The sequence below is a fragment of the Streptomyces sp. AV19 genome (assembly GCF_015999245.1).
Taxonomy (GTDB): domain Bacteria; phylum Actinomycetota; class Actinomycetes; order Streptomycetales; family Streptomycetaceae; genus Streptomyces.
Genome location: NZ_JAEAMR010000007.1, coordinates 123,245 through 147,313 on the forward strand (window position 1 = coordinate 123,245; position 24,069 = coordinate 147,313).

Sequence of the window (24,069 nt, forward strand, 5' to 3'; positions counted from 1 at the left end):
AAACGACGTACAGGAACGACGTACGGGAACGACGTACAGGGACGGAACGGAGCGTGCGGTGACGGCGGGGGAGACGAACGGCGACGAGCTGATAGGCACGGCGCTCGGGGGGCGTTACCGGGTGACCGCGACGATCGGGCGCGGCGGCATGGGCGTGGTCGCCCGGGCGGTGGACGAACTGCTGAACAGGGAGGTCGCCGTCAAGGTCCTGCGGGCCTTCACCGACGCCTCCGCGGCCGAACTGGCCGATCTGCGGGCCCGGATGCAACGCGAGGCGCAGGCCGCCGCCCGCATCCGGCACGGCGGCGTGGTCACCGTGCACGACGTGACCGAGGAGCAGGGCCTTCCGGTCATCGTCATGGAACTCGTCGACGGACCCTCGCTCGACGACGTGCTGACGGAGCGTGGCGCGCTGGAGCCGCACGAGGCCGCGGCGATCGGCGCCGAGCTGATGGACGCGCTCGACGCCGCGCACCGGGCCGGCGTGCTGCACCGGGACGTCAAGCCGGCGAACGTGCTGCTGGAGCGGGGCGGACGGGTCGTGCTCACCGACTTCGGCATCGCCAGCATGGAGGCCGGCGACGAGGCCATGGACAAGCTGACCCGCAGCGGGCAGCTCGTCGGCTCCCTCGACTACCTCCCGCCGGAGCGCGCGCAGGGCAGGGAGCCCGGCCCCGCGTCGGACATCTGGTCGCTGGGCATGACGCTGTACGCGGCGGTGGAGGGCACCTCGCCGTTCCGCCGGACCTCCGTGTGGTCCACCTTGTCGGCGATCGTCACCGAGCCCCTGCCGGAGCCCCGGCGGGCGGGGCCGCTCGCGCCGGTGCTGCGGGCGCTGATGGCGAAGGAACCGGAGAGCCGGCCGACCGCCGACCAGGCGCGCGGGATGCTGGCGCGGGTGGCCGCGGGCGGGACGGCGAACACGGCGGCACCGGCGCCCACTCCGACGGAGGTCACCGCCCCGGCGCCGCCGCCCGGTTTCGGTGCCGCGCCGCCCTTCCACCGGCCCTCGCCGCCGCCTCCGGCGCCCGTCGTGCCGGTCGTGCCCGTCGCGGGCCCCGCTCCGGGCGCCGGCCGCGCCGCGTCCGGCCGTGGGCGGCGGCGCGGCCGTGCCCTCGTCGCGGCGGCGGCCGCGGCCGTCGTGCTCGCCGGGGGCGGCGTGACCTACGCGCTGGTCGGCGCCAAGGACGACAAGGACGCCAAGGGCGGGACGAGCGGTACGGAAGCGCAGGCGGCGCCCACCGCGGCCGGTTCCCCGGCGGGCGGCGGCAGGACGGACGAGGGCGGAACGATCATCGGCGGGACCGCCTCGGCCTCCCCGTCCCCTGCCCGGAGCACGGCCTCGCCCGGAAAGCCGTCCGCCACGCCCTCGCGCACGCCGGCGTCCCCCTCGGCCAAGGCGAGCCCGACGAAGGCCAAGCCCTCCGCCACGAAGGCCAAGCCCGGCTCCGTGTCGAAGAGTTGCGGCGGGTGGACCCACCGCGACCCGAAGCCGGGGACCTACGGTTACCTGTCCGGCGACTACCACCTGGTGACGGGCCCGTACCAGGCGTGCTCCTCCGTGGCGCGGGTCAAGGCGGGCAAGAAGCTCTGGTACCACTGCTCCGTCGTCAACGCCCATGGCAACACGTGGATTTACGCACGCGTGGAGGGGACGAAGACCGCGGGCTGGATGTCGGCCGACAACCTCACGCGCGAGAGCGGCCGGCCGGTCACCTGCACCTGAGGGGACGGGCCCGCGCGGGGCCCGCGGCGTGACCGTCCATGACCGGGAGCGGTACCGGCGGTACGTCGCCCGGCTCCTGCCGGCGCGAAGGCGTCGTCCTGCCGGCCGGGGCACCGGACCGCTCCGACCCCGTCCGAAGCGCCGTTCAGAGCCCGTCCGGCAGCAGGCGCAGGGCGCAGAGGGCCAGGGCCAGGTCCGCGACGGACCGGGGGTCGGCCAGGGAGCGGCCGGTGAGGTCCTCCAGTCTGCGCAGGCGGTAGCGGACGGTGTTGGGGTGGCAGTACAGGAGGCGGGCGGCCGCGGCGGCCGAGCCGCCCGCGGCGAACCAGCGCTCCAGGGTGTCCAGCAGGCGGTCGCGTTCGGCGGCCGGCAGGGCGCGCACCCGGCCCAGGACGGTGCCGGCGATACGGCCGGCCTCCTCCGGGGCCGCCGCGACCAGCAGGGACACGGGACTGTCAGTGAACCGGGCCACCCCCGGGGCCCGCCCGCCCGGCCCGGTCAGGGCCAGCCGGGCCAGGCGCAGGGCCCGGGGGGTCTCCCCCAGCGCCCGGTAGGGCGGGCTGACGCCGACGCGGGAGGAGGCGGCACGGTCGAGGACGCCCAGGGCCGCCCCCTCGGCGTCCGGCGCGCGGAGCGCGACGACGCCGATCCGGAGGCCGGGCAGCAGGCGCCAGGCCGAGCGGGCGCCCTCGGCCTGGAGGCGGGGTTCGATGCCGGGCAGGGCCTCCCGGCCCGGGGCGGGCACCTCGGCGGCCACCACGACGAACGTCCCCTCGGTGGGCAGCCCGAGCGCGTGGGCCGCCTCCCAGAGGGTGGTCCGGTCGGTGAGCAGCCCGGTGAACAGGGCCTCGACCAGGGCGGATCGTTCCCGTTCGCGCTGCAGCGTCATCTCCGTGGCCGCCTCGCGGTACGCGTCGCCGGACGCCGCCGCCAGCCCCTCCTTGACCCACCACGCGGCCAGCGCGGTGACGCTCTCCACGGTGACCCCGTCGGCCGCGCTCACCTCGGCGGCCAGCGCCGACCAGAGGAACTCGGAGCCGACGCGGTAGGCGTGCAGCAGCTCGGCCAGCGGCACCCCCCGGCGGGCGCCGTCCCGGCCGGTCCGCCGGGCCGACTCCATCCCCGCGCCGCGCCCGTGCGCCAACTGCCCCAGCACCAACTCGGCATTGCGCCGGCACGACCCCAGGAGCTCGTCGGAGGGCACGCGTTCTTCACTGCCGTAGTACGCCACTTCGGCCCTTATGCGGCGGACCATGCCCTCGGCGAGGGCGGGCGCACGCGCCAGCAGCGCGGCCGCGGCGGGGGCGACCTCGGGCGGCGGTCCGGGGGCGCTGCTCATGACCGGCAGGTTACAAAGCCGCGCCCGGCAAGGGGTGTTGTTGTGCCCGGGGACAACGGGACGTCCGCGTTCCTGTGCTCCCGCACATGGCTCACGGGACGGTGCGCCACGACGATACCGGCAACGTTACCGGCCGGTTTCGTCCCACCGCTCCCCTCACCCTCCCCAGGAGGAACCGTGCCCAGAGCCGCATCGAAGCCCGCCAATCACCGCACGGCGACGCGAGGTTGGCGTTCCGCCCTGACCGGCGGCGCCCTCCTCTCCACCGCCCTCGCTCCCTGGGCCGTCCCCGCCCACGCCGCGGACGCGCCCGTCGGCGGCAGGTACGTCGCGCTCGGGGACTCCTACGCCGCCGGCGCCGGGATACCCGCCCAGTCCGGCGGCCTGTGCCTGCGTTCCGACCACAACTACGGCCGCCTCGTGGCCGCGGCCCTCCGCAGCGCCGCGCACCAGGACGTGACCTGCGCCGCCGCCAAGGTCAGCGCGCTGACCGCGACCCAGACCGACGCCGGGATACCCGTCAACGGCCCCCAACTGGACGCTGTTTCACGTGAAACCAGCCTGGTCACGCTCACCGTCGGCGGCAACGACCTCGGCACCTCGGACCTCGGGTTCGTGGACGTCGTGGCCGCCTGCACCGCCCTGGCCCCGACGAGCCCCTTCGGCGCGCCCTGCCGCGACCACTACAAGGACACCCTCGGCCGACGCCTCGACGCCGCCGCACCCCGGCTGACGCAGGCGCTGCGGACGATCCGTGAACGGGCCCCGCACGCCCGGGTGCTCGTGACCGGCTACCCGTCGTTGATCCCCGCCGACGCGAAGAAGTGCGTCGGCAAGCTGCCGGTCACCACCGGCGACGTCGCGTACCTGCGGTCCGTCCTCGGCGACCTCAACTCCATGGTGTCGCGCGCCGCGGAGGGCGGCGGCGCCACGTACGTCGACACCCTGGGACCGACGGAGGGTCACGACGGCTGCTCGGCCGACCCGTGGATCCAGGGCCTCGTCCCGACGTCCCCCACCCTGCCGCTGCACCCCGACGCCACCGGCGAACGCGTCATGGCCGACGCGGTACTGCGCACCCTCGGCCGCTGATCAGCACGCCCCTCCGCCCAGCTTCGCCTCGATCCACCGGACCCCGGAGCGGACCACGTCCCGCGCCTCGAAGAGGTGGCACTCGGCGGCGCCGACGGTGCCACGGACACCGATTCCGGCGGCGAGCATCTCCCGGGCGATCACCGTGAACGGCCATTCGCCCGCCGGGACCACCGGGGTGTAGTCGAAGGCTCCGTCCTCGGTGTCGATGTCCCGGAACCTGCGCCAGACGCGCTCGCCGCCGACGAGGACCGGCTGTTCGTAGTCCACGTACCGCTTGCCGGGCGCCTCGGCCAGGGCCTCGGCGTGGTGCAGCAGGGTCAGGGTGTCCAGGGGCGCGCCCAGCAGCAGGACCCGGCCACCGGCCGCGACGAGCCGGGCCAGGGGGCTGTCCGGTCCGTGCGGATGGTCCCAGGGCTGATCGGCCATCAGCTCCGCGGCCGCCGCCCCGAGCGCGACGAAGCTCGCGTCGGGGTGGCGGCCGCGGACCGCGCCGGACTCGTGGCGGAGGGCCTCGGGCAGCCGGCCGTTGTTGTGGTCGGCCTCGCTCAGAGCCGGGTCGTAGGGAGGCCACCCGTCCCGGGCGGCCTCCCGCCACTCCTCGGGCCAGTCGGCGAGGTCGTACGGGGGCGCGTCGTTCCAGCCGGCCGGCGCCATCAACGTGCCGCGCCCGCCGACGGTTTCGGCGAGCGCGGCGATGACGGTGCGCGGACCGCCCGGTACGAAGCCGAGGGCCGACAGCCGTGTGTGGAACATGACGACGTCGCCCTCGCCGAGCCCGAGCGCACGGAGTTCGCGGACCAGCCGGCCGTGCGTCACGGGGCCGCCGGCGAGTTCGAGCAGCTTCCTCTCGTCCATGGGCCGATGCTGGCCCTCCGGACAGGGACGGCGCACCCCCTTTTTTTTCTCTGTCGGCGCTACCAGTCGAGCGCCGTGTCGGCGTCCGACTGCCAGTAGGTCACGGCGGCCGTGTCGTCGATGTAGGTGCCCTTGGGGAGGGTCACCTTCGCCCGGCCGTCGGCCGGGCCGTGGCCGTTGTCGAGGAAGACCCGCAGGGTCCGGACGGTACGGCCGTCGTGCCCGCTGCCGTCGGGGGCGTAGAGACGGATGCCCGCGTACGCCGACTCGCCGGGCGCCAGCGTGACCACGGCCTGCGGCTTGCTCTCCTCCACGACGCGGGTCACGGACTGGTCGTCGTCGAAGCCCAGGTACGGGTGGAGGTAGGCGTTGCACGCGGTGCGGCCGGTGTTGGTGGCGGCCAGGAGCTGGTGGCCGAGGGGGTGGGGCACGTTCTGGACGGTCAGCTTGACGTCGGCCGTGGAGCAGGCACGGGTCACGGGGGCCGCCTGGCCCTGACCGGCGGTCACGGCGAGGACGCCGGCCGCGAGGACGGCGGACGTGGCGAGGCTGGCTATGCGCATGGCTTGTTCTTCTCCTGTTGAGGAATTCCTGTTGAGGAATGCGGGCGTTTCAGAGGTGGCGCAGGAGCGCGGCGACCGTTCCGACGGACGCGGCGAGGACTCCCAGAGCCACGGCGTCGATGAGCTCGACCCGGAGGCGGAACCTGGTCCGCACGGCGACTCCTGTCCGGATCACCGCCCGGTGCGGGGCCGCACCGGCCGTGCTTCCGTGCCGACAGCCTGCGATGTGGCGCGTTCCGGCGCCAAGGCGCGGCGGATCTTTGGGGAAGCTGGAACGGCTGCATATAGTCCGGCCTGGGGGAATTGCCGCGCCCTGGAACGCGGGCCTGGGACGGGGGAACAGCGGGATGGCCGAGCCGGTCGAGGCGTTCGCGGAACGGCTCCGCGAGCTGAAGGAACGTTCCGGGCACAGCTACGGCGCACTGGCCAAGCGGCTGCACATGAGTACGTCGACCGTGCACCGCTACTGCAACGGCGCCGCCGTCCCCACGGAATTCGCCCCGGTGGAACGGTTCGCCCGGCTCTGCGGTGCGCGGCGCGAGGAACTCGTGGAGCTCCACCGCGCGTGGATCGTGGCCGACGACGCGCGACGGCGCAAGGCGGGCCCGGCCCGGAAGGAAACGGCCGGACCGGCGGAAGCGCCGCCTCCCGAGGCGACGGATCCGGCCAAGCGGCCGGTACCCGAAGGCCCGCCGGAAGACACCGCGGAACGGGACGGGCAGCTTGCCTCCCCCGGAACAGACGCGCCGGAGTCGATCGACACGGCCGTACCCGAGCCCGCTCCGCACGTGGCGGCCCGCCCCGCCGGACGCCGCCGCCTCCGGCACACCCTGCTCGCCGCCGCCCTCGCCGCCGTCGTCGTACCCGCCGCCGTCGTCGCCGGCTGCTCCGCCGGTTCGCAGCGGGCGGACCGGGACGGGGCCGCCCCCGCCGGACCGACCGCGAGCGCCACCTGGCGTCCGCCCCGGGCGGACGTACCGCCCGGGACGAGCACGCCGCCCTCCCCCCGGAACACCCCGGACCGTTCCACCCCGCCCGGAACGGACGGGCGGCCGCTGCCGCCGGACGTCACCGGCAGCCCGGCACCCGGTCCGGAAGGGAGCGTTCCGAGCAGCCCTCCCGACCGCGAGAAGAAGGGCCGCGAGAAGAAGGAAGGGAAGAACACTCCGGCCCACCGCCCGGACGCTCCCGCTCCCCTGACCGTCTCCGTCCGCCCGTACGCCCTCACCGAACGCTGCGACACCCTCTATCTGACGGGCCGTCAGCCCGGTGCGGTCGTCGCACCGCCCGAGGGCAAGGACGCGGGCGACTGGACGGCCGCGATGCAGGCGGTGCCCGGCGGGCGGATGCGTCTCCAGGTGACCGTGCAGGGCACGGAGCGGAAGGCGGTCGTGCTGCACGCGATGCGGGTGCGCGTGGCCGGGGAACGCAGACCGCCGCTGGACTGGTCCGCCTACGCCATGGGCGACGGCTGCGGCGGCGGGCTCACCCCCGCCCACTTCGACGTGGACCTGGACCGGGACCGCCCCGCCGCGCGCCCCGTGTCCGGGCGCCAGGGCGACCTCGTCATCCCCGCGACGGACTTCCCCTACAAGGCGTCCTCGACCGACCCGCAGGTGCTCGACGTCCTCGCCCACACCGACGGACACGACGTCAGCTGGTACTTGGAGCTGGACTGGAGCAGCGGCGACCGGCACGGGACACTGCGGATCAAGGACCGGGGGCAGCCGTTCCGCACCAGTGCGGTCAAGGAACGACCGCAGTACGCCTACCGGTTCGACACCAGGACGTGGGAACTGCTGCCGGACTACGCCCGCCGCTGAGAGATCAAGTGCCGAGGGATCAAGCGTCCTCCGAGGGATCAGGCGTCCTCGGACGGCTCGTCCTCATAGGGCGCCTCTTCCATGATCCGTTCGCCGAGCTCGTCGGCCCACAGCTGCGCCCAGCGGCGCAGACCGGCGACGTCCTCCGCGTCCAGGCCGTGGGCGGCGAAGGCCCGGTCGTCGATCCACTCGGCCCCATCCAGGCGGGCCCGCAGGTCGGCGGGGTCGAGGCCGTCGGGGCCGCGCGCGTGCCGGCGTCCGAACTCCTCGATTTCGGCGGCCGGCCAGCGGTCGGCGGCGCCGTACACGTCGATCAGGTCGCGGGCCAGTCCCCGCTCGGCGAGGGCACGCACCTTGAGGCCCACGGCGTCCTCGGCGGCGAGGGCCGGGCCCAACTCCGTGACGACGGGCGGGCGCCACATCGTCTCCTTGAGGAGGTCGAGCGGGAACTCCTCCCCGTCGTCGGGAGCGGTGGCCGCCAGCCGCGCGGAGAGCGGGCCGGTCTCCACGTCGCGCACCCGCCAGCCGCGCTCGCGCAGCCCGGCCCGGACGCCGGCGGCGATGTCCGCCATCGCGTCCTGCGATTCGGTGGCGAGGGCCACGCCGACGCCGGTCCGGCGGGTCAGCCCGTGGGCCCGCAGCGCGTAGCCGCCGGCGAGGACGAGCGACCAGGGCGCGCCGACGGAGACGGCGTCGGCGATCATCCGCCGGTGCGGCGCGGGCAGTTCGGGGCCGGCGTCCGGAGAACCCGGTGCGGCGGATGGCATGCCGTTCATCATGGTCATTGTCCCGCACGACGGAGCCGCCCCCGGGCGGTCCCGGGGGCGGCTCGCGGCGCGGCGATCCCGTCGGTCGATCCGTCAGTCGTTCCGTCCGTCCGTCGTTCCGTCAGTCGTTGGCGGAACCGTTGCCGGACAGGATCGGAATGTGGTCCAGGATGTGCGACAGCGCGTCGTCGCCGTCGTTGATCGTGGAGTTCTCGGTGCACATCTGCTGCTGCTGCGAGGAAAGGATCGGCACGTCCTGCAGACCGATGTTCAGCAGGCCGATGAGCGACTGGGCGCCGAGCTTGCCGATGGCGATGCACGGCTTGTTGAACGAGCCGTTGATCAGGCCCATCTGGGGGCTCATGTAACCGCCGGTGTAAGTATTCCCGTACATCTGCACTGCTTGGTTGGCGTTGGCGACGCCGTCGTCGTGTCCGGCTGCCAGCGCGGGACCGACGGATCCGCCGACTGCGGAAACCGTCAGTGCGGCCGTGGCCACTACCTTCTTGATCACGATGGTTCCTTCGCTCTGGTCGTTTTGCGAGCGCTACTTGCGTAACTCGGTTGTCCAGGAAAAGTCATCGGGCTTCATTCATTCGGCCGTACAAACACGGAAACCCCCTGCCGCGGGTCCCGCACACCCGCCGCAGGGGGAATCCCGTGCTCGCTCCCGGGATCAGCCGTTGGCCGAACCGTTGCCCGAGATGATCGGGATGTCGTCGATGAGGTGCGACAGCTGGTCGTCGCCGTCGTTGATCGTCGAGTTGTCGGTGCACTGCTGCTGCTGCTGCGAGGTGAGGATCGGGATGTCCTGGAGGCCGATGTTGATGAGCCCCAGCACCGACTGCAGGCCCAGCTTGCCGATGGCGATGCAGGGCTTGTTGAGCGTGCCCTGGATCAGGCTCATCTGCGGGCTTTCCTTGCCCCCGGTCTTGGTGTTGCCGTAGCCGGTCTTCGAGCCGTTCGCGTTGGCCACGTCCTGGTCGTTGCTGAGGGCCAGCGCCGGGGAGCTGACGGCGCCGACCGTGGAGACCGTCATGACGGTCGTGGCGAGTACCTTCTTGAGCACGTGATTAGCCTTTCGATCGTGTAGCGCCCCCACTGAGAAAGCGATCTGCACAACTCCCGCCCCGGAAGAGAGGTTCCGGGCTTTCACTCATTCGAGCCAGTGTGGCGGAAGCCCTCACCGGGCAATTTCCGGGAATGCCGTCGGTACGAAAAGCGGCTGGTCCTCGCGCATTTCCGGACACGGTTCGTCACCGCAAGAAGACCGCAAGAAGACCGCAAGAAGAATTGCCGAAGCGAAGGGCCTGTCAGCGGCGCCAGCTGATCGGCGAGACGAATCCGGAGGGCCGCCAGCGGGCCGGTGTGCACAGCAGTCCGTGGGCGGAGAAGCCCGCGGGCAGGGCGAGGCCGGTGCCCGCGGCGGCACAGGCGAGGAGAACCGCGGTCACGGCGGCGAGTTCCTCGTGGCCGGCGGCTCCCCTCTCGACCCGGACGAGCGGGTCCGCCGGGAGCGGGTCGGTCATGGCCTCCACTCTTCCTGCCGGTGCGCCCCTTCCACCGTCTCCCGACGGCGGCACCGGAGGAACCCCGGTACGTCCGAACGGGTGACGGGTCTGTCGGAGGGCGGATCGCGCGTCCGGATGAACCGCCCCGCGCGCCCGCCGGGGGCGGGGGCCCGCGCGCCGGAGCGGACGGCGGTCCCGGCGTCCCTCATCTCCCGGCCGTGAACGGCGAGTTGGGGACCGCAACGGCTTGCCGTGGAGCCGCCCGCCACCGAGGCTCCTCCGCAGGCGGGTTCGCGCGCCCGGCACCCACCGGGCGGGCGATGCGGGGAAGTTGTGACGCCACCGCCGAGCATGTATGGCCGTGGGGACCGAGGAGAGGGCGGGCCGGGAGAGGCTCCCGCCGACGACAGCACGGGCACGGCGGAACGCGGAACCAAGGAGAGCAGGGACCACATGGGCAGCACCCCCCACACGCGCAGGAGCGACACACGGGAACGCATCCAGCGCACCGCGCTGGACCTCTTCGTGACCCGCGGGTACGAGAAGACCTCCCTGCGGGAGATCGCCGAGCAGCTCGGGGTCACCAAGGCGGCGCTCTACTACCACTTCAAAACGAAGGAGGACATCCTCCGCGCCATCTCCGACCATGTCGGCGGGCCCGTGGACGAGCTGATCGACTGGGGCGAGGCGCAGCCGCCGACGCCGGAGGTCAAGCGCGAACTCCTGTGCCGCTACAGCGAGAAGCTGCGCGGGGCGGTCCCCGTGTTCCGCATCCTCCAGGAGAACCAGGCGTCGCTGCGGACCCTCGACATCGGCGGGCGGCTGCGGGAGCGGGTGACCCGGCTGTCCCGGCTGATGCGGGCGGGGGACGAGGCGCTCGACGCCCAAGTGCGGTTCTCCAGCGCGCTGTTCACGGTCCACTTCGGGGCCCTGGTGCTGGACGACGTCGTGGGCGACCCGGAGGAGAAGCGTCTCGCCACCCTGGACGTGGCCCTGGAGGTGCTGGGGACGGCCGTCGCCGGCCGGTGACGGCGGGCGCGCCGGGCCCCGTCAGCCCACGGCGACGGGGGCGAAGGCCGGCGGCGGCCCGGCGGCCCCGGCGGCGCGCAGCCGTTCGGCCTCGGCGAGCGCCCGGGCGCCGCGGCCGGGGGCCACGTCGAGGCGGGCCAGCACGGAGGGGACGGCGATGCTGGGCATGACGTGCTCGTAGAGGGCGATGGCCCGGCGCTCCAGGTCGGCGCGGCGGGTGGCGGCCTGGGACATGGTGTTGATCCCGGCGTAGGCACCGACGATCAGCTCGGCGGTGTCGGCCGGCACCACGTGCGGCAGCACCTCGCCGCGCTCCTTGCCCTCGGCCAGGACCCGGACGTGCAGCCGGGTCCAGCCGTGGAAGGGGCCGCTGCGGTTCAGGGCCGCCGAGCCCTGGTCCAGGGTGAGCCGGACGCTGCCGCGCAGCAGCGGGTCGTCCGCCATCCGGTGCGCGAACACCATGCCCAGGTCCACGAGTTGCTGCATCCGGGAGGTGACCGGCGGCTCGGGGAGGCGGGGCGCCTCGACGAGCTGGGCGTCGATCACGGCGTGCGCGAGGTCCTCCTTGGAGGCGAAGTGGAAGTAGAGCGCGCCCTTGGTCACTTCGGCGCGGGCCAGGATCTCGGTGATCGTGGCCGCTTCGTAGCCCCGCTCGTCGAAGACCACCGCGGCCGCTTCGAGGATGGTCCGGCGGGTCCTGATCGCCCGGTCCTGCTTCGCCACGGTCCGCCTCCGCATCGATAGCCCGCCCCCGCGGTGCGGCGGCGCCGGCACTGTCACCGGAATCAAACCGACGTGTACGAATCCCCGCCACCGCGGGCACCCGGCCCGTCCGACGAGCCTACGCAGCCGGGCCACGTCAGCGGAGGACGGCGAACCGGCCATGTCCGGGGCCCCGCCGAGCACCCCGCCGACCTCGCACCTTGCCCGAGGGGCAACGGGCGGCGGGCGGGCGGACGGGCCGCCGGCGGGGGAGGGCGGCCGTCCACCCGGCCGAAAGCCACCCGTGGGCGTGCCGGGGACCGGGGAGCACGGCAGACCGGACGGTACGCGTCCGCCGCGGGCCGTGCGATCAGGGCTGGATGTTGCCGATCATGTAGCAGACGATCGCGATCACGATGAGGGCCAGTACGACAACGGTCTTTCGTTCCTTGCGCGTCATGGATTCCATCACGCCTCCCAGACAGCGTCCGATGGCTCGGACCGCCCTGCTCGGGAAACTACTCGTGTTCGGGTGGTTACACCACGGCACGATCGAAAGTCTGAGCAGGACTTGAGGATTGGCCCTCCGGTTGCCCCGGCCGTCCTCCGCCCGCCCCGCCCGCGCTCCCCTCCGCACCAGTCCGCCGGACATATGACCGTTTGGCTTCCCCGGACCCATCCGGGTTCTCGTCCTCCGTTACGGCCGATTCCCGCCCGCTTCGTCGTTATGGTCTGCCGTGCCGTCCTTCGCCGGCGACCGCTTCGAGGGAGATTTCGAGGGAGATCACGACGGGATGACTCTCAGCCTCACCGGAAACGTCTTCCTCGCGCTGCTGGTCGCGGCGGCGGTCCTGGCCGTGCTGGCCGTGCTGCTGCTGTGGACGCGGATCCCGGGTCCGGCCCCGGTGCGCTGGGGGGCGCGGCTGCTGATGGTCCTCCTCTGCCAGGCCACCGCGATCTGCGTGGTGGCCGCCTGGATCAACACCAGTTACGGCCTCTACGCGTCCTGGGACGACCTGCTGGGCAGGACGGCCGGCGCCGGTCCGGTCGCCATGCAGGGGCCGCCGGCCGAGCACGCCACGTTCACCAGGGACGACAACGGCATGCGGGAGACGTACTTCCGCGGCACCCGCTCCGCCCTGTCCGGCCAGGTGATGGTGTGGACTCCGCCGCAGTACGACGAGCCGCGCTACCGCCGGACGTCCTTCCCCGTGGTCATGCTGCTGCACGGCGTCCCCGGGTCGCCCCAGTCGTGGACGGAGCAGGGCCGGATGCCGCGGGCGTACCAGAAACTCCTCCAGGAGGGCGCCACCGGCCCGTTCATCCTCGCCGTACCCGTGATCAACCCCGGCGGGCGGGACACCGACTGCTCGGACGCGGGCGGGCGCAACGTGGCGACCTGGCTCTCGCAGGACGTGCCGGACCTCGTGCGGCGGCACTTCCGCGCCGCGCCGCAGCCCAAGTCCTGGGGGCTGCTGGGGATTTCCACCGGCGGCTTCTGCGCGGCCAAGCTGCCGCTGCAGTTCCCCCGGGTCTTCGCCGCGGGCGCGGCCCTCGACCCCGACCCGCTCAACGGCGACGGCGGCGCGCTCACGGACCCCGTCCTGCGCGAGCGCAACAGCCCGACCTGGCTGGTCGCCCACACCCGCTCGGACGCGGCCCTCTTCCTGGCCACCTCGCGCCAGGACCGCGTCAGCCCGCCGTCCTACCTGGAGGAGTTCCAGCGGGCCGCGTCGGGGAGCCGGGTGCGGCTGAGGACGATGCTCCTCGACAAGGGCGGGCACAACTACCGGACGTGGTCCGCGCTGTACCCGGAGACGTTCGCCTGGCTCACCCGGCAACTGCCGGGCGGGCCGGGCCCGTTCAGTGCTTCTTCGGACGGTCCTGGACGTCCTGCGGGAAGGTGAGCTGCTTGCTCATCCAGGCCATCGCCGGGCCGATCTCCCGCTGCCAGGTCTTGAAGCCGTGGCTGCCCTCGGGGAGCACCATCTCGGCCACGTGCAGGTTCTTCTCGCGGGCGGCCGCGACGAAGCTCTCGGTCGCCTCGTAGTTCTTCTCGCCCTTGCGGCTGGTGGCCACCAGCAGCGAGACCCGCGGCACCGGCTTGTTCTCCAGGCGCCACATCAGGTCGTGCTCGCGCTTGCGCTCCTCGGCCTTCTCGCCCGAGCCGAAGAGGTTGCCGGTGGCGATGTCGTTCTTGATGTGGAAGTCGCCGGAGAGGGAGGCGGCGACCGGGTAGACGTCCGGGGCGCGCATGGCGAGCTGGAGGGCGCAGGTGCCGCCGGAGGAGTAGCCGAGGACGCCCCAGGACGAGGCGTGGTCGCCCACGCGGTAGGCGCTGCGCAGCGCCTCGGGCAGGTCCTTGGTGAAGAACGTCTCGGCCTGCGGGCCGTCGGGGACGTCCACGCACTCGGTGTCGCGCGGGGAGGCGATGGTCGGGGCGAGCATCACGATCACCGTCGGGCTCATCTGCTTCTCCTGGAGCAGCCGGGCCGCGTTCAGCGGCACCCGGAGGTTGCGCGCGACGCTGGCCCGGCCGCCCGGGTAGCCGCTGACGGCGACCATGACGGGGAAGCGGGTGCGCTCGTACTGCTTCTGGAAGTACTGCGGGGGCAGGTAGACGTAGGCGGGGTTGACCGCCTGGGAGCGCTTGCCGAGGACGCGCACCGAGCGGATCGCGCCGACCTTGTCCTCCGGGCCCTTCGGGTAGCCGGGGAAGGACTCGACGTTCTCGCCGTCAGTGGGCTGGATCAGGCCGTTCGCCGATTCGTCGACCTTGGCGCGGGGGCCGTCCGTGTTGATCTCGGTGATGTTGACCGGCGCCTTGTCGACCCGGCCGAGCAGCTGGTTCCAGGTGCCGAAGAAGCCGACATTGGCGTTGACCGCGAGCAGCACCGCGCCCATGATCGACAGCTGGGTGAGCAGGATCGAGCCCAGCCGGCCCAGGACGGGCAGGGGTCCCTTCCCGGAGAGCCGCGGCCAGACCCACACCATGAGCCCCACGCACAACACGGCGGCGAAGGCCACCGTGTACAACAGCGACCTGCTGGTCAGGCCCATGCGGTTCTCACTCCCTGCCCCAGAGGTGGGTACTCATGTTCGGATCGGCGATGCTCAACGAATAAGAGGCCGGAAAGGGCCGCAAGGGTTGCCCTGTCCGCATTTCTTCCCCGGCCCGTGTCCTGCGCGCATCCCGCGCTTCGCCCGCCGTTACCGCGCCGGACACGCTCCGGGCGCGCGCCGCGGCCGGCGGGCGGCATCTGGCCGAACGGCACCTTCCGCCCGATGGTGGAGGGAAGGCCCGGAGGGGGCTCCGCGGGGACGGACCGGGACACCGGTGGAGGTGGGCGGCATGGCGGACGGCGGCGCGACGACGGGGGCCGAGGACGCGAAGGGCCGGCTCGGCGGCCTGTTCGCGCCGGTCCACGAGGAGGTCACCGCGCTCGACCTCCCGGTGACCGGCCGCGTCCCGGACGCGCTGCGCGGCCGCTACCTGCGCAACGGGCCCAACCCGCTGCGCCGCGACGACCCGTCCGCGTCCCACTGGTTCGCCGGCGAGGGCATGGTGCACGGGGTGCGGCTGCGCGACGGCCGCGCCGCCTGGTACCGCAACCGCTGGGTGCGCTCGGACGCCGTCACCCGGCAGCTGGGCGAGAAGGTGCTGCACGGGCCGCGGCACCTGGTGGACTTCGCGCCCAACACCCACATCCAGCGGTTCGCCGGGCACCTGCTGGCCCTGGTCGAGGGCGGCGCCCTCCCCTACGAGCTGGACTCGCAGCTCGACACCGTGGGGCCCTTCGACTTCCACGGGACGCTGCCCGGCGGGTTCGCCGCGCACACCGTCGTCGATCCGGCGGGCGGCGAGCTGCACGCGGTCGCGTACTGCCCGGCCTGGCCGTACGTGCAGTACCTGGTCGCCGGGACGGACGGCTGCGTGCGGCACCACGCCGACGTCCCCGTCGAGGGGCGGCCGATGATGCACGACTTCTCGCTCACCGCCCGCCACGTGCTGCTCTACGACCTCCCGGTGGTCTTCTCCGCCGGGTCCGGCCCCTCGGGCAACGCCTTCGACTGGGATCCCGGCCGCCCGGCCAGGGTCGGCGTGCTGCCGCGCGAGGCCGGCCCGGACGAGGTGCGCTGGCTGGAGACGGACCCCTGCTTCGTCTTCCACGCCGCGAACGCCCACGAGCACGACGGGGTGATCACCGTCCATCTCGTCCGCCACGAGCGCTTCTTCGACGGTCCCGGGAGCGCCCGGCCGGCCCACCTGGAGCGGTGGACGGTGGACCCGGCCGCCGCGGCGGTGCGCCGGGAGCAGCTGGACGACCGGCCGGTGGAGCTGCCGCGCGTCGACCCCCGGCGGCTGACCGCCCGGCACCGCTACGCGTACGCGGTGCACGAGCGGGTGGGCGGGGACCGGACCGGCCTCGGCCGGGGGCTGCTCAAGTACGACCTGGAGCGCGGGACGTGCGAGGAGTACCCGGTCCCGGCGGACGGGGACGTCGGCGAGGGCGTCTTCGTCCCCGCCGCGCCCGGGGCCGCGGAGGACGACGGCTGGGTGCTGGCCTACGCGTACGACCCCGGCCGCGCGGCCAGCGACCTGCTGGTGATCGCGGCCGGGGACTTCGCGGCCGGGCCCGTCGCCCGGGTCCACCTGCCGGTACGGGTCCCGGTCGGGGCGCACGGCAACTGGATCCCCGACCCGGTGTAGATCCGGTGCGGGGGGACCGGCGCGGGGCCCCGTGTAGGGGATCCGTGGGACGGAGCCGGCTCCACGGGGCCGGTCCACGGGGCCTGACGGGGCGTTGGGGCTAGCCTTACCGTCACCCCCAGTCGGTACATTCCGGATAAAGGTAAGGATTTCTCCCCATGGGAATTCGCAGCCTGCTGCGGAACGCGTTCGGCCGGCCCAAGGAGCCCGGGAGCGGGACGCCCGCCCTCCCCCAGCAGGGCACCGCCGCCACCGCCAGCGCCCCCGCCGCGTACGCCGCCCTCTCGGTCCCCGCCCAGCCCACCGGCGACCGCATCCCCGACCCCGGCACGCTCCCGCCCGTCCCGCCCAGCCCCATCCCGCCCGGCCCCGAGCCGGTCCCCGAGCCCGAGCCCGCCCCGCCGATGCCCGGCCCGCACCCCGTGCCCGAACCGGAGCCCGCGCCCCGGCCCGAGCCCGAGCCCTCGCCGGCGGGACCGGAGCGGGCCGCCCCGGAGAAGACCGGCCCGGAGAAGACCGGCCTGGAGAAGGTGCGCCGCACCGCGCCCGGCCTGGTCGGCCTCTACCGCAAGGCCGGCGACGCCCTGCGCGAGGAGGGCCTGACCGGCCGGCGGGCCGCCGTCCATCTGGTGCTCGACCGCTCCGGGTCGATGCGCGGCCACTACCGCGACGGCAGCGTCCAGCACCTCGCCGAGCGGGTGCTCGCGCTCTCCGCCCACCTCGACGACGACGCCACCGTCCCCCTCGTCTTCTTCTCCACCGAGGTGGACGGTGTCTCCGAGCTCGGCCTCGACCGCCACCGCGGGCTCATCCAGGAACTGCACGGTTCCTACGGGCACATGGGCCGCACCAACTACCACCTGGCCATGCGGGCCGTCATGGAGCACCACTCGGCCTCCGCCGCCGGCGTGCCCGCGCTCGTCGTCTTCCAGACCGACGGCGGGCCCTCCAGCCGGGCGGAGGCGGAGAAGGCGCTGCGCGAGAGCGCCGGGCTGCCGGTCTTCTGGCAGTTCGTCGGCTTCGGCGAACCGGCGGGCCGGGGCTTCGAGTTCCTGCGCGGTCTGGAGGACTGGCCCGCCGTGGACAACGCAGGCTTCTTCCCGGCCGGACGCGATCCCCGCGCCCTGCGCGAGGAGGAGCTCTACCGCGGCCTGACGGCCGGCTTCGCGGCCTGGCTCACCCGGGCCCGGGCCGCGGGGACCGTCCGCTGACCCGGCTGCGCGCGAGGTCCACGGTCACCCGCAGGCCGCCCCCGCGGCGGGGGACGGCCTCGGCCGTCCCCCCGTGGGCCCGCGCGATGGAGCGCACGATCGACAGCCCGAGCCCCGCGCCGCCGCCCAGCCGCTCCCGGCCCTCGCCGCGCCGGAACGGCTCGAAGAGCCCCTCCACCTCCGCGGCCCGCACCACCGGGCCGGTGTTGGCCACCACCAGCCGGCCGGGCTCCACGGTCACCTCGACCCGGCCGCCGCGGTGGTTGTAACCGACCGCGTTGCGCAGCAGGTTGCCCACCAGCTGGGCCATCAGCACGCGGTTGCCGCTCAGCGGCGCGGGCCCGCTCCGCACCGCGACCGTCACGCCCTCGCGCCCGGCCCGGGCGGCCACCGCGGCCACCTCCTCGTCCACGACCCCGCCCAGGTCGAATGGCTCCGGCCGCTCGATCCCGTGCTCGCTCCCGGCCAGCACGAGCAGGCCCTCGATGACCCGCTCCGACTTGCGGTTGGTCTCCAGCAGCACCGCCCTGGTCCGGGCCAGTTCCTCCGCCGACGGCTCGCCCTCCAGCCCGACCTGGATCGCCGCCCGCTGGGTGGCGAGCGGGGTGCGCAGTTCGTGCGAGGCGTTGGCGATGAAGCGGCGCTGGCTGTCGAACGCGCCCTGCACCGGGGAGAGGAACCGGCCCGCCGTCCACCAGCCGACCCCCACCGCGAGCAGCGCCATCGCCAGCAGCGCCCCCGCCGACCAGACGATCAGCTCCTGCGAGGCGGCGGCGCTCACGTCGCCGGAGATGCGGTGCAGCGTGGTGGCGTTCACGGACTGGCCCCGCACCGCCCGGACCGGAGTGGCCGTCTCCGCGATCAGGAAGGCACGCTCGCGGGTGCTGTGCCGGGACAGCAGGTTGACGGTGATCAGCAGGCCGGCGCCCAGCATCAGGAAGATCCCGCCGAACGCCCCGGCGATCCTGGCGCGCGCGGTCAGGACGGGCCGCTTCACAGCGCGTACCCGACGCCCTGCACGGTGCGGATCAGCTGCGGCTCGCCCAGCTTGCCGCGCAGCTTGCTCATCGCCACGCGCACGGCGCCGGTGAACGGGTCGGCGTGCGCGTCCCACGCCCGTTCCAGCAGTTCCTCGGCGGAGACCACGGCGCCGTCCGCCTCCAGCAGGATCTGCAGCAGCGAGAACTCCTTGGGCGAGAGCCCCAGTTCGCGCCCGTCACGGCTGGCGGTGCGGCGCACCGTGTCCAGCCTCAGCCCGTCCCGCTCCAGCAGCGGCGGCGAGGGACGGGCGCTGCGGCGGCGCAGCGCGCGCACCCGGGAGATCAGTTCCGGGAACTCGAAGGGCTTGGGCAGGTAGTCGTCGGCCCCCAGGTCCAGCCCGGCGACCCGGTCCTCCATGCTGCTCGCCGCCGTCAGCATGAGGATGCGCGTCCGCGCCCCGGAGGCGACCAGCCGCCGCGTCACGTCGTCCCCGTGCACCCGGGGCAGGTCGCGGTCGAGCACGAGCACGTCGTAGTCGTGCAGCCCGAGGTAGGCGAGGGCCGCGTCCCCGCTGTAGACGGTGTCCACCGCGAACCCCGCCCGGCGCAGCCCGGTGGCCACGAGCTCGGCCAGGGTTTCCTCGTCCTCGGCGACCAGCACTCGCATGACGTCGTCCTCACCTCGCTGGGATCATCCCGCTGGATCGTGCGGTGTACCTCGCCCCCTTCTTCCAGAATGCGGTGTATCAGAGGAGATGTTTCGCGGATGTCTCCATACGGGTCCCTACGGATGCCTACGGATCCATACGAGCCGAACGGCCCGGAACGTACGGGCGTCAGGGCCGGCCGGAGCGGGGTCCCCGAACGCGGAGAGTGACCGTCCGGGCGACCTCTCCGCGTAATCCCGGCGCCCCGCGACATCACCCTCCGTCACCGATCAGGACGGCACGAAGTGGGCATCGTAACGGTGTGAACGATGAATTCCCCCTCGGCAGCTACGTCATCGACACCCGCACCGGACGGCTGGGACAGATCATGGACACCCACGCCGGTTACGTTCAGCTACGACCACCGCGCGGCGGGATCGAGTGGTCCTGTCCACCGGCGGCCATCCGGTTCCCCTCCGAGGCCGAGATCGCGGCCGGGGCCGGCGAGGCCGGGTGCGGCCGGTGAGCGCCCGCAGCGTCTTCCTGTTCGGCACCTGGACGTTGCAGCCCGACCAGGAGCCCGACGCGGAGCCGGTGACGTACGCGATGCAGTGCGCGGTGTGCGGCGAGAGCTCGGGGCCCGCCGAGGACTTCCTCGACGCGCAGCACTGGACCTTCCGGCACGCGGGCCGCAACCCCTCGCACCACACCTACCGGGAGTTGATCAGGCGCCCCTGGCGGGCCTGGATGGACCGGCCCCACGGGGCCTGAACGGAAAACGCCGCGCGGCTGCCCCCTGGTGCTCGGATACGCTAAAGGTGACTGTGACCTACGCGTCACGGATTCCGTCACCCCGAGCATCGACCAGGGAGCAGCCGGCAATGGCTCGACACCTCATCACCAGCGCCCTTCCGTACATCAACGGGATCAAGCACCTGGGCAACATGGTGGGGTCCATGCTCCCGGCGGACGTCTACGCCCGCTTCCTGCGCCAGACCGGCCGCGAGGCGCTCTACATCTGCGCCACCGACGAGCACGGCACCCCGGCCGAGCTGGCCGCCAAGGAGGCCGGTCTGCCGGTCGGCGAGTTCTGCGCCCAGCAGCACGAGGTGCAGAAGGCCATCTACGACGGCTTCGGCCTCTCCTTCGACTACTTCGGCCGCAGCTCCTCCCCGGAGAACCGGGAGATCACCCAGCACTTCGCGCGGCAGCTGCAGAAGAACGGGTTCATCGAGGAGCGGGCGATCCGCCAGGTGTACTCGCTCGCGGACGAGCGCTTCCTGCCCGACCGCTACATCGTCGGCACCTGCCCGCACTGCGGCTACGACAAGGCGCGCGGCGACCAGTGCGAGAACTGCACCCGCGTCCTGGACCCGACCGACCTGATCGACGCCCGTTCGGCGATCAGCGGCAGCAGCGAGCTGGAGGTGCGCGAGACCAAGCACCTGTTCCTGCTGCAGTCCAAGCTCCAGGGCGAGGTCGAGGCGTGGATCGACGAGCACGGCAAGGACTGGCCGGTGCTGGCCTCCTCGATCGCCCGCAAGTGGCTGACCGAGGGCCTGCACGACCGGGCCATCACCCGTGACCTGGACTGGGGCGTGCCGGTGCCGGCCGACACCTGGCCGGAGCTGGCGGCCGAGGGCAAGGTCTTCTACGTGTGGTTCGACGCCCCGGTGGAGTACATCGGCGCGACCAAGGAGTGGGCGGACCAGCAGCCGGAGGGCCGCGACTGGAAGTCGTGGTGGTACGAGGCGACCGACGTCCGCTACACGCAGTTCATGGCGAAGGACAACGTCCCGTTCCACACGGTGATGTTCCCGGCCACCGAGCTCGGCACCCGCGAGCCCTGGAAGAAGGTCGACCACGTCAAGGCCTTCAACTGGCTGACGTACTACGGCGGCAAGTTCTCCACCTCGCAGAAGCGCGGCATCTTCACCGACGCCGCCCTGGAGCTGCTGCCCGCCGACTACTGGCGCTACTTCCTCATCGCCAACGCCCCGGAGTCGGACGACTCGTCCTTCACCTGGGAGCACTTCACCTCCTCGGTCAACAAGGACCTCGCCGACACCCTGGGCAACTTCGTCAACCGCGTGCTGTCCTTCTCCCGCAAGCGGTTCGGCGACGAGGTCCCGGCCGGCAACGAGGCGGGCGCGGCCGAGGCGGAGCTGGGCGAGGAGATCGCGCGGCTGCTCGCGGAGTACGCCGAGCACATGGAGGAGCTCCAGTTCCGCAAGGCGGCGCAGGCGCTGCGCGCCCTGTGGAGCGCGGGCAACTCCTACCTGGAGACCAAGGCCCCCTGGCTGGAGATCAAGACCGACCCGGACGGCGCCGCGCTGACGCTGCGCACGGCGATGAACCTGATCCACCTCTACGCGGTGGTCTCCGAGCCGTTCATCCCGGCCTCGGCGGCGGCGATGCGCTCGGCGTTCGCCCTGCCCGCCGACGACCGGACGTGGATCACCCAGGACGAGGCCCGTTCGCTGTCGCTGGTCCCGGCCGGCACGCCGTTCACCGTCCCGCCGGTGCTCTTCGCGAAGATCACCGATGAGGACCTGGCGTCCTACAAGGAGCGCTTCGGCGGGGACGACGCCGCCTGAGCCGACTGATCAGGGGGCCCGGAACGACATGTTCCGGGCCCTTTGTCATGCCCGTTGATCGTTCGGCAATCGTTCGTTGAGCGCGGCCCGCCAGGCTGTTCGGTGTTGGGTCGTGGGGGAGACGAAGAAAGAGCCGAACCAGTGTTGGATGACCATCGCATCACCGTGAGCGTGCACGCCACCGACGAGCTGGGGCGGGCCAGGATCGTCCGCCAGCTGCGGACCCTGCCCGAAGTCCGGGTGGTGGGGGAGTCGGCCGCCGTCGAGCTCCTGCTGCTGGGGCGCCACGACCGGGACGCCGCCGAGCAGTTGCGCCGCAGGACCCGGGAGAGCTGGGCACCGCTGGTGGTGGTGGCCGACGAGCTGGGCGAGACGGAGCTGATGGCCGTGACGGAGTACGGCGTACGGTCCGTGCTCTGGGGGCACCGCCTCACGCCGCGGCGGCTGGGGCGCGCCGTGCACGCGGCGGCGGGCTGCTGCCCGCCGGAGCCGCTGCCGAGACTGAAGGCGCTGGTGTGACGGGGGCACTGGTGTGACAGAGGGCGCGGCATGACGAAGGGGCCCGGCGCATCGGTGCCGGGCCCCTTCGCTCACCGCGTCTACTTCGTCGGCTTGTACGGCGTCGCCTTCGCCGGGCCGGTGCGGATGTTCAGGTGCAGCTCCTTCAGCCGCGCCTCGTCGACCTCGCTCGGGGCGCCCATCAGCAGGTCCTGGGCGTTGCCGTTGAGCGGGAAGGCGATGGTCTCGCGGATGTTGGGCTCGTCGGCCAGCAGCATGACGATGCGGTCGACGCCCGGGGCGATGCCGCCGTGCGGCGGGGCGCCGAACTTGAACGCGCGCAGCATGCCGCCGAACTCGCGCTCCACGTCGTCCTTGGAGTAGCCGGCGATCTCGAAGGCCCGGTACATGACCTCGGGCTCGTGGTTACGGATCGCGCCGGAGGACAGCTCGGTGCCGTTGCAGACGATGTCGTACTGCCAGGCCAGGATGTCCAGCGGGTCCATCGTGTTCAGCGCCTCCAGGCCGCCCTGCGGCATGGAGAACGGGTTGTGCGAGAACTCGACCTGCCCGGTGTCCTCGTTCTTCTCGAACATCGGGAAGTCGACGATCCAGCAGAAGCGGAAGACGTTCTCCTCGAACTGGCCGGCGCGCTTGGCGGCCTCGACGCGGACCGCGCCCATGATCTTGGAGACCTCGTCGAAGTCACCGGCGCCGAAGAAGACCGCGTGGCCGGGCTCCAGGCCCAGACGCTCGGCGAGGGCCTTGACGTCGTCCTCGGTGAGGAACTTGGCGATCGGGCCGGTGAGCGCCGCCTTGTCGGGGAGTCCTTCGCCGACGCGGACCCAGGCCAGGCCCTTCGCCCCCTGCTCGACCGCGAAGTCGCCGAGGCCGTCGAAGAACTTGCGCGGCTGGTCCTGGACGGCCGGCACGGCCAGCGCCCGGACGTGCTTGCCGGCGAACGCCTTGAACTCGGAGCCCGCGAAGACGTCGGAGACGTCGGCCAGCTCCAGCTTGGCGCGCAGGTCCGGCTTGTCGGAGCCGTACTTGAGCATCGCCTCGCGGAACGGGATGCGCGGGAACGGCGAGGTGACGTGGCGGCCGTTGCCGAACTCCTCGAAGAGGTCGGTCATGACCTTCTCGATGACCTGGAAGACGTCCTCCTGCTCGACGAAGGACATCTCCATGTCGAGCTGGTAGAACTCGCCCGGCGAGCGGTCGGCGCGGGCGTCCTCGTCGCGGAAGCAGGGCGCGATCTGGAAGTAGCGGTCGAAGCCCGCGATCATCAGCAGCTGCTTGAACTGCTGCGGGGCCTGCGGCAGCGCGTAGAACTTGCCGGCGTGCAGACGAGAGGGCACCAGGAAGTCGCGCGCGCCCTCGGGGGAGGTCGCGGACAGGATCGGGGTGGCCAGCTCGTTGAAGCCGAGGGAGGTCATCTTCTGGCGGAGCGCGGAGATGACGGCCGAGCGCAGCATGATGTTGCGGTGCATGCGCTCGCGGCGCAGGTCGAGGAAGCGGTACTCCAGGCGCCGCTCCTCGTTGACGCCGTCCTCGGCGTTGATGGTGAAGGGGATCTGGTCGGCGGCGCCGAGCACCTCGACCTCGGTCACCTCGATCTCGACCTCACCGGTCGGCAGGTCCGGGTTGACGTTCTCCGCGCCGCGGCTCATGACCTTGCCGTCCACGCGGACGACGGTCTCCTTGGTGAGGCGGCCCAGCGCCTCGTTGGCGGGGGTGCCGGGGCGGGCGACGAGCTGGACGAGACCGTGGTGGTCACGGAGATCGATGAAGAGGATGCCGCCCAGGTCGCGCCGATTGTGCAGCCAGCCACTCAGGCGTACGTCGGTGTCGACGTCCGCCGCACGGAGCTCGCCGCAGGTGTGGGACCGGTAACGATGCATCGTTCATCCAAGTCGTGGTCGAAGGCGTGGATCGAGGGGTGCGCTGCACTGGCCCGCTGCACTAGGTTGCTGCACTGGGTTAGCGTGCATACAGCACTGAGCAAGGGTACTGCC

Annotated in this window: 23 protein-coding genes; 11 read left to right on the forward strand and 12 right to left on the reverse strand. The window is 72.8% G+C overall.

Translation table 11 applies throughout. The features are described from left to right. The first annotated feature begins 58 nt into the window (after positions 1-58). Complete coding sequence (locus I5Q34_RS10120; RefSeq protein ID WP_277965240.1) at positions 59-1,726, forward strand: serine/threonine-protein kinase; 1,668 nt, start codon at positions 59-61, stop codon at positions 1,724-1,726. Positions 1,727-1,871: 145 nt separating this feature from the next. Here the strand turns inward: I5Q34_RS10120 and I5Q34_RS10125 are convergent, their stop codons facing one another. Continuing rightward, entirely contained in the window at positions 1,872-3,065 is a 1,194-nt protein-coding gene (locus tag I5Q34_RS10125) for a CdaR family transcriptional regulator (protein WP_199891872.1), read from the reverse strand. Between the two features lie 177 nt (positions 3,066-3,242). Here I5Q34_RS10125 and I5Q34_RS10130 point away from each other — a divergent pair, with 177 nt between their 5' ends. Next, entirely contained in the window at positions 3,243-4,157 is a 915-nt protein-coding gene (locus I5Q34_RS10130) for an SGNH/GDSL hydrolase family protein (protein ID WP_199891873.1), read from the forward strand. Here the strand turns inward: I5Q34_RS10130 and aac(3) are convergent, their stop codons facing one another. Then, the gene (gene aac(3), locus I5Q34_RS10135; RefSeq protein WP_199891874.1) at positions 4,158-5,015 is read right to left on the reverse strand and encodes an aminoglycoside 3-N-acetyltransferase; all 858 of its coding nucleotides are present in this window, start codon (positions 5,013-5,015) and stop codon (positions 4,158-4,160) included. A gap of 59 nt (positions 5,016-5,074) precedes the next feature. Then, positions 5,075-5,578 (reverse strand): DUF4232 domain-containing protein, encoded by a 504-nt coding sequence (locus tag I5Q34_RS10140; protein WP_199891875.1) that lies wholly within the window; start codon positions 5,576-5,578, stop codon positions 5,075-5,077. A 347-nt stretch (positions 5,579-5,925) separates the two neighbouring features. Between I5Q34_RS10140 and I5Q34_RS10145 the strand changes: the two genes are divergently transcribed. Continuing rightward, positions 5,926-7,401 carry a helix-turn-helix transcriptional regulator gene (locus I5Q34_RS10145; RefSeq protein ID WP_234428704.1) on the forward strand — a complete coding sequence of 492 codons (1,476 nt, stop codon included), beginning with the start codon at positions 5,926-5,928 and terminating at the stop codon, positions 7,399-7,401. A 38-nt stretch (positions 7,402-7,439) separates the two neighbouring features. Here the strand turns inward: I5Q34_RS10145 and I5Q34_RS10150 are convergent, their stop codons facing one another. From I5Q34_RS10150 to I5Q34_RS10165, 4 genes are all read right to left on the reverse strand, one after another. Continuing rightward, positions 7,440-8,168 (reverse strand): hypothetical protein, encoded by a 729-nt coding sequence (locus I5Q34_RS10150; protein ID WP_199891877.1) that lies wholly within the window; start codon positions 8,166-8,168, stop codon positions 7,440-7,442. Between the two features lie 121 nt (positions 8,169-8,289). Then, positions 8,290-8,682, reverse strand: coding sequence for a rodlin (locus I5Q34_RS10155; RefSeq protein WP_199891878.1), 393 nt, complete (start codon positions 8,680-8,682; stop codon positions 8,290-8,292). A 162-nt stretch (positions 8,683-8,844) separates the two neighbouring features. After that, positions 8,845-9,237: a rodlin gene (locus I5Q34_RS10160; protein WP_199891879.1), complete on the reverse strand. Its 393-nt coding sequence runs from the start codon at positions 9,235-9,237 to the stop codon at positions 8,845-8,847. 244 nt (positions 9,238-9,481) lie between these two features. Continuing rightward, complete coding sequence (locus tag I5Q34_RS10165) at positions 9,482-9,697, reverse strand: acyl-CoA carboxylase subunit epsilon (protein WP_199891880.1); 216 nt, start codon at positions 9,695-9,697, stop codon at positions 9,482-9,484. A gap of 435 nt (positions 9,698-10,132) precedes the next feature. Between I5Q34_RS10165 and I5Q34_RS10170 the strand changes: the two genes are divergently transcribed. Next, positions 10,133-10,708, forward strand: coding sequence for a TetR/AcrR family transcriptional regulator (locus I5Q34_RS10170; protein WP_199891881.1), 576 nt, complete (start codon positions 10,133-10,135; stop codon positions 10,706-10,708). A gap of 21 nt (positions 10,709-10,729) precedes the next feature. On the opposite strand, the gene I5Q34_RS10175 is transcribed toward I5Q34_RS10170, so the two are convergent. Beyond that, positions 10,730-11,431: a ScbR family autoregulator-binding transcription factor gene (locus I5Q34_RS10175; RefSeq protein WP_199891882.1), complete on the reverse strand. Its 702-nt coding sequence runs from the start codon at positions 11,429-11,431 to the stop codon at positions 10,730-10,732. A gap of 716 nt (positions 11,432-12,147) precedes the next feature. Here I5Q34_RS10175 and I5Q34_RS10180 point away from each other — a divergent pair. Further along, positions 12,148-13,317 carry an alpha/beta hydrolase-fold protein gene (locus I5Q34_RS10180; protein ID WP_307811664.1) on the forward strand — a complete coding sequence of 390 codons (1,170 nt, stop codon included), beginning with the start codon at positions 12,148-12,150 and terminating at the stop codon, positions 13,315-13,317. Here the strand turns inward: I5Q34_RS10180 and I5Q34_RS10185 are convergent. Then, entirely contained in the window at positions 13,274-14,470 is a 1,197-nt protein-coding gene (locus I5Q34_RS10185; RefSeq protein ID WP_199891884.1) for an alpha/beta hydrolase family protein, read from the reverse strand. The two genes, I5Q34_RS10180 and I5Q34_RS10185, sit on opposite strands and share 44 nt — an antisense overlap. Before the next feature lie 292 nt (positions 14,471-14,762). On the opposite strand from I5Q34_RS10185, the gene I5Q34_RS10190 reads away from it, so the two are divergent. Together I5Q34_RS10190 and I5Q34_RS10195 are read left to right on the forward strand one after the other, a co-directional pair. After that, on the forward strand, positions 14,763-16,121 hold the full coding sequence (locus I5Q34_RS10190; RefSeq protein ID WP_199891885.1) for a carotenoid oxygenase family protein: 1,359 nt from the start codon (positions 14,763-14,765) through the stop codon (positions 16,119-16,121). A gap of 158 nt (positions 16,122-16,279) precedes the next feature. Then, the gene (locus tag I5Q34_RS10195) at positions 16,280-17,332 is read left to right on the forward strand and encodes a VWA domain-containing protein (RefSeq protein WP_199891886.1); all 1,053 of its coding nucleotides are present in this window, start codon (positions 16,280-16,282) and stop codon (positions 17,330-17,332) included. Here I5Q34_RS10195 and I5Q34_RS10200 read toward each other — a convergent pair. Beyond that, positions 17,298-18,329 carry a HAMP domain-containing sensor histidine kinase gene (locus I5Q34_RS10200; protein ID WP_277965239.1) on the reverse strand — a complete coding sequence of 344 codons (1,032 nt, stop codon included), beginning with the start codon at positions 18,327-18,329 and terminating at the stop codon, positions 17,298-17,300. The genes I5Q34_RS10195 and I5Q34_RS10200 overlap by 35 nt on opposite strands. Beyond that, positions 18,326-18,979 (reverse strand): response regulator transcription factor, encoded by a 654-nt coding sequence (locus I5Q34_RS10205; RefSeq protein WP_199891887.1) that lies wholly within the window; start codon positions 18,977-18,979, stop codon positions 18,326-18,328. The genes I5Q34_RS10200 and I5Q34_RS10205 overlap by 4 nt, the downstream gene beginning before the upstream one ends. A 302-nt stretch (positions 18,980-19,281) precedes the next feature. Here I5Q34_RS10205 and I5Q34_RS10210 point away from each other — a divergent pair, with 302 nt between their 5' ends. The 4 genes from I5Q34_RS10210 to I5Q34_RS10225 all read left to right on the forward strand — a co-directional run bounded on the left by I5Q34_RS10210 (position 19,282) and on the right by I5Q34_RS10225 (position 22,075). After that, positions 19,282-19,485, forward strand: coding sequence for a hypothetical protein (locus I5Q34_RS10210; protein ID WP_199891888.1), 204 nt, complete (start codon positions 19,282-19,284; stop codon positions 19,483-19,485). After that, a complete protein-coding gene (locus tag I5Q34_RS10215) occupies positions 19,482-19,730 on the forward strand; it encodes a hypothetical protein (RefSeq protein ID WP_374192995.1) in 249 nt (82 codons plus the stop codon). Before I5Q34_RS10210 ends, I5Q34_RS10215 begins: the two co-directional genes overlap by 4 nt. A gap of 110 nt (positions 19,731-19,840) precedes the next feature. Next, positions 19,841-21,556, forward strand: a complete 1,716-nt coding sequence (gene metG / locus I5Q34_RS10220; RefSeq protein WP_199891890.1) for a methionine--tRNA ligase — start codon at positions 19,841-19,843, stop codon at positions 21,554-21,556. A 165-nt stretch (positions 21,557-21,721) separates the two neighbouring features. After that, positions 21,722-22,075 carry a DNA-binding response regulator gene (locus I5Q34_RS10225; protein ID WP_277965238.1) on the forward strand — a complete coding sequence of 118 codons (354 nt, stop codon included), beginning with the start codon at positions 21,722-21,724 and terminating at the stop codon, positions 22,073-22,075. An 80-nt stretch (positions 22,076-22,155) separates the two neighbouring features. On the opposite strand, the gene aspS is transcribed toward I5Q34_RS10225, so the two are convergent. Continuing rightward, positions 22,156-23,955 carry an aspartate--tRNA ligase gene (aspS, locus tag I5Q34_RS10230; protein WP_199891891.1) on the reverse strand — a complete coding sequence of 600 codons (1,800 nt, stop codon included), beginning with the start codon at positions 23,953-23,955 and terminating at the stop codon, positions 22,156-22,158. Positions 23,956-24,069: the final 114 nt, after the last annotated feature.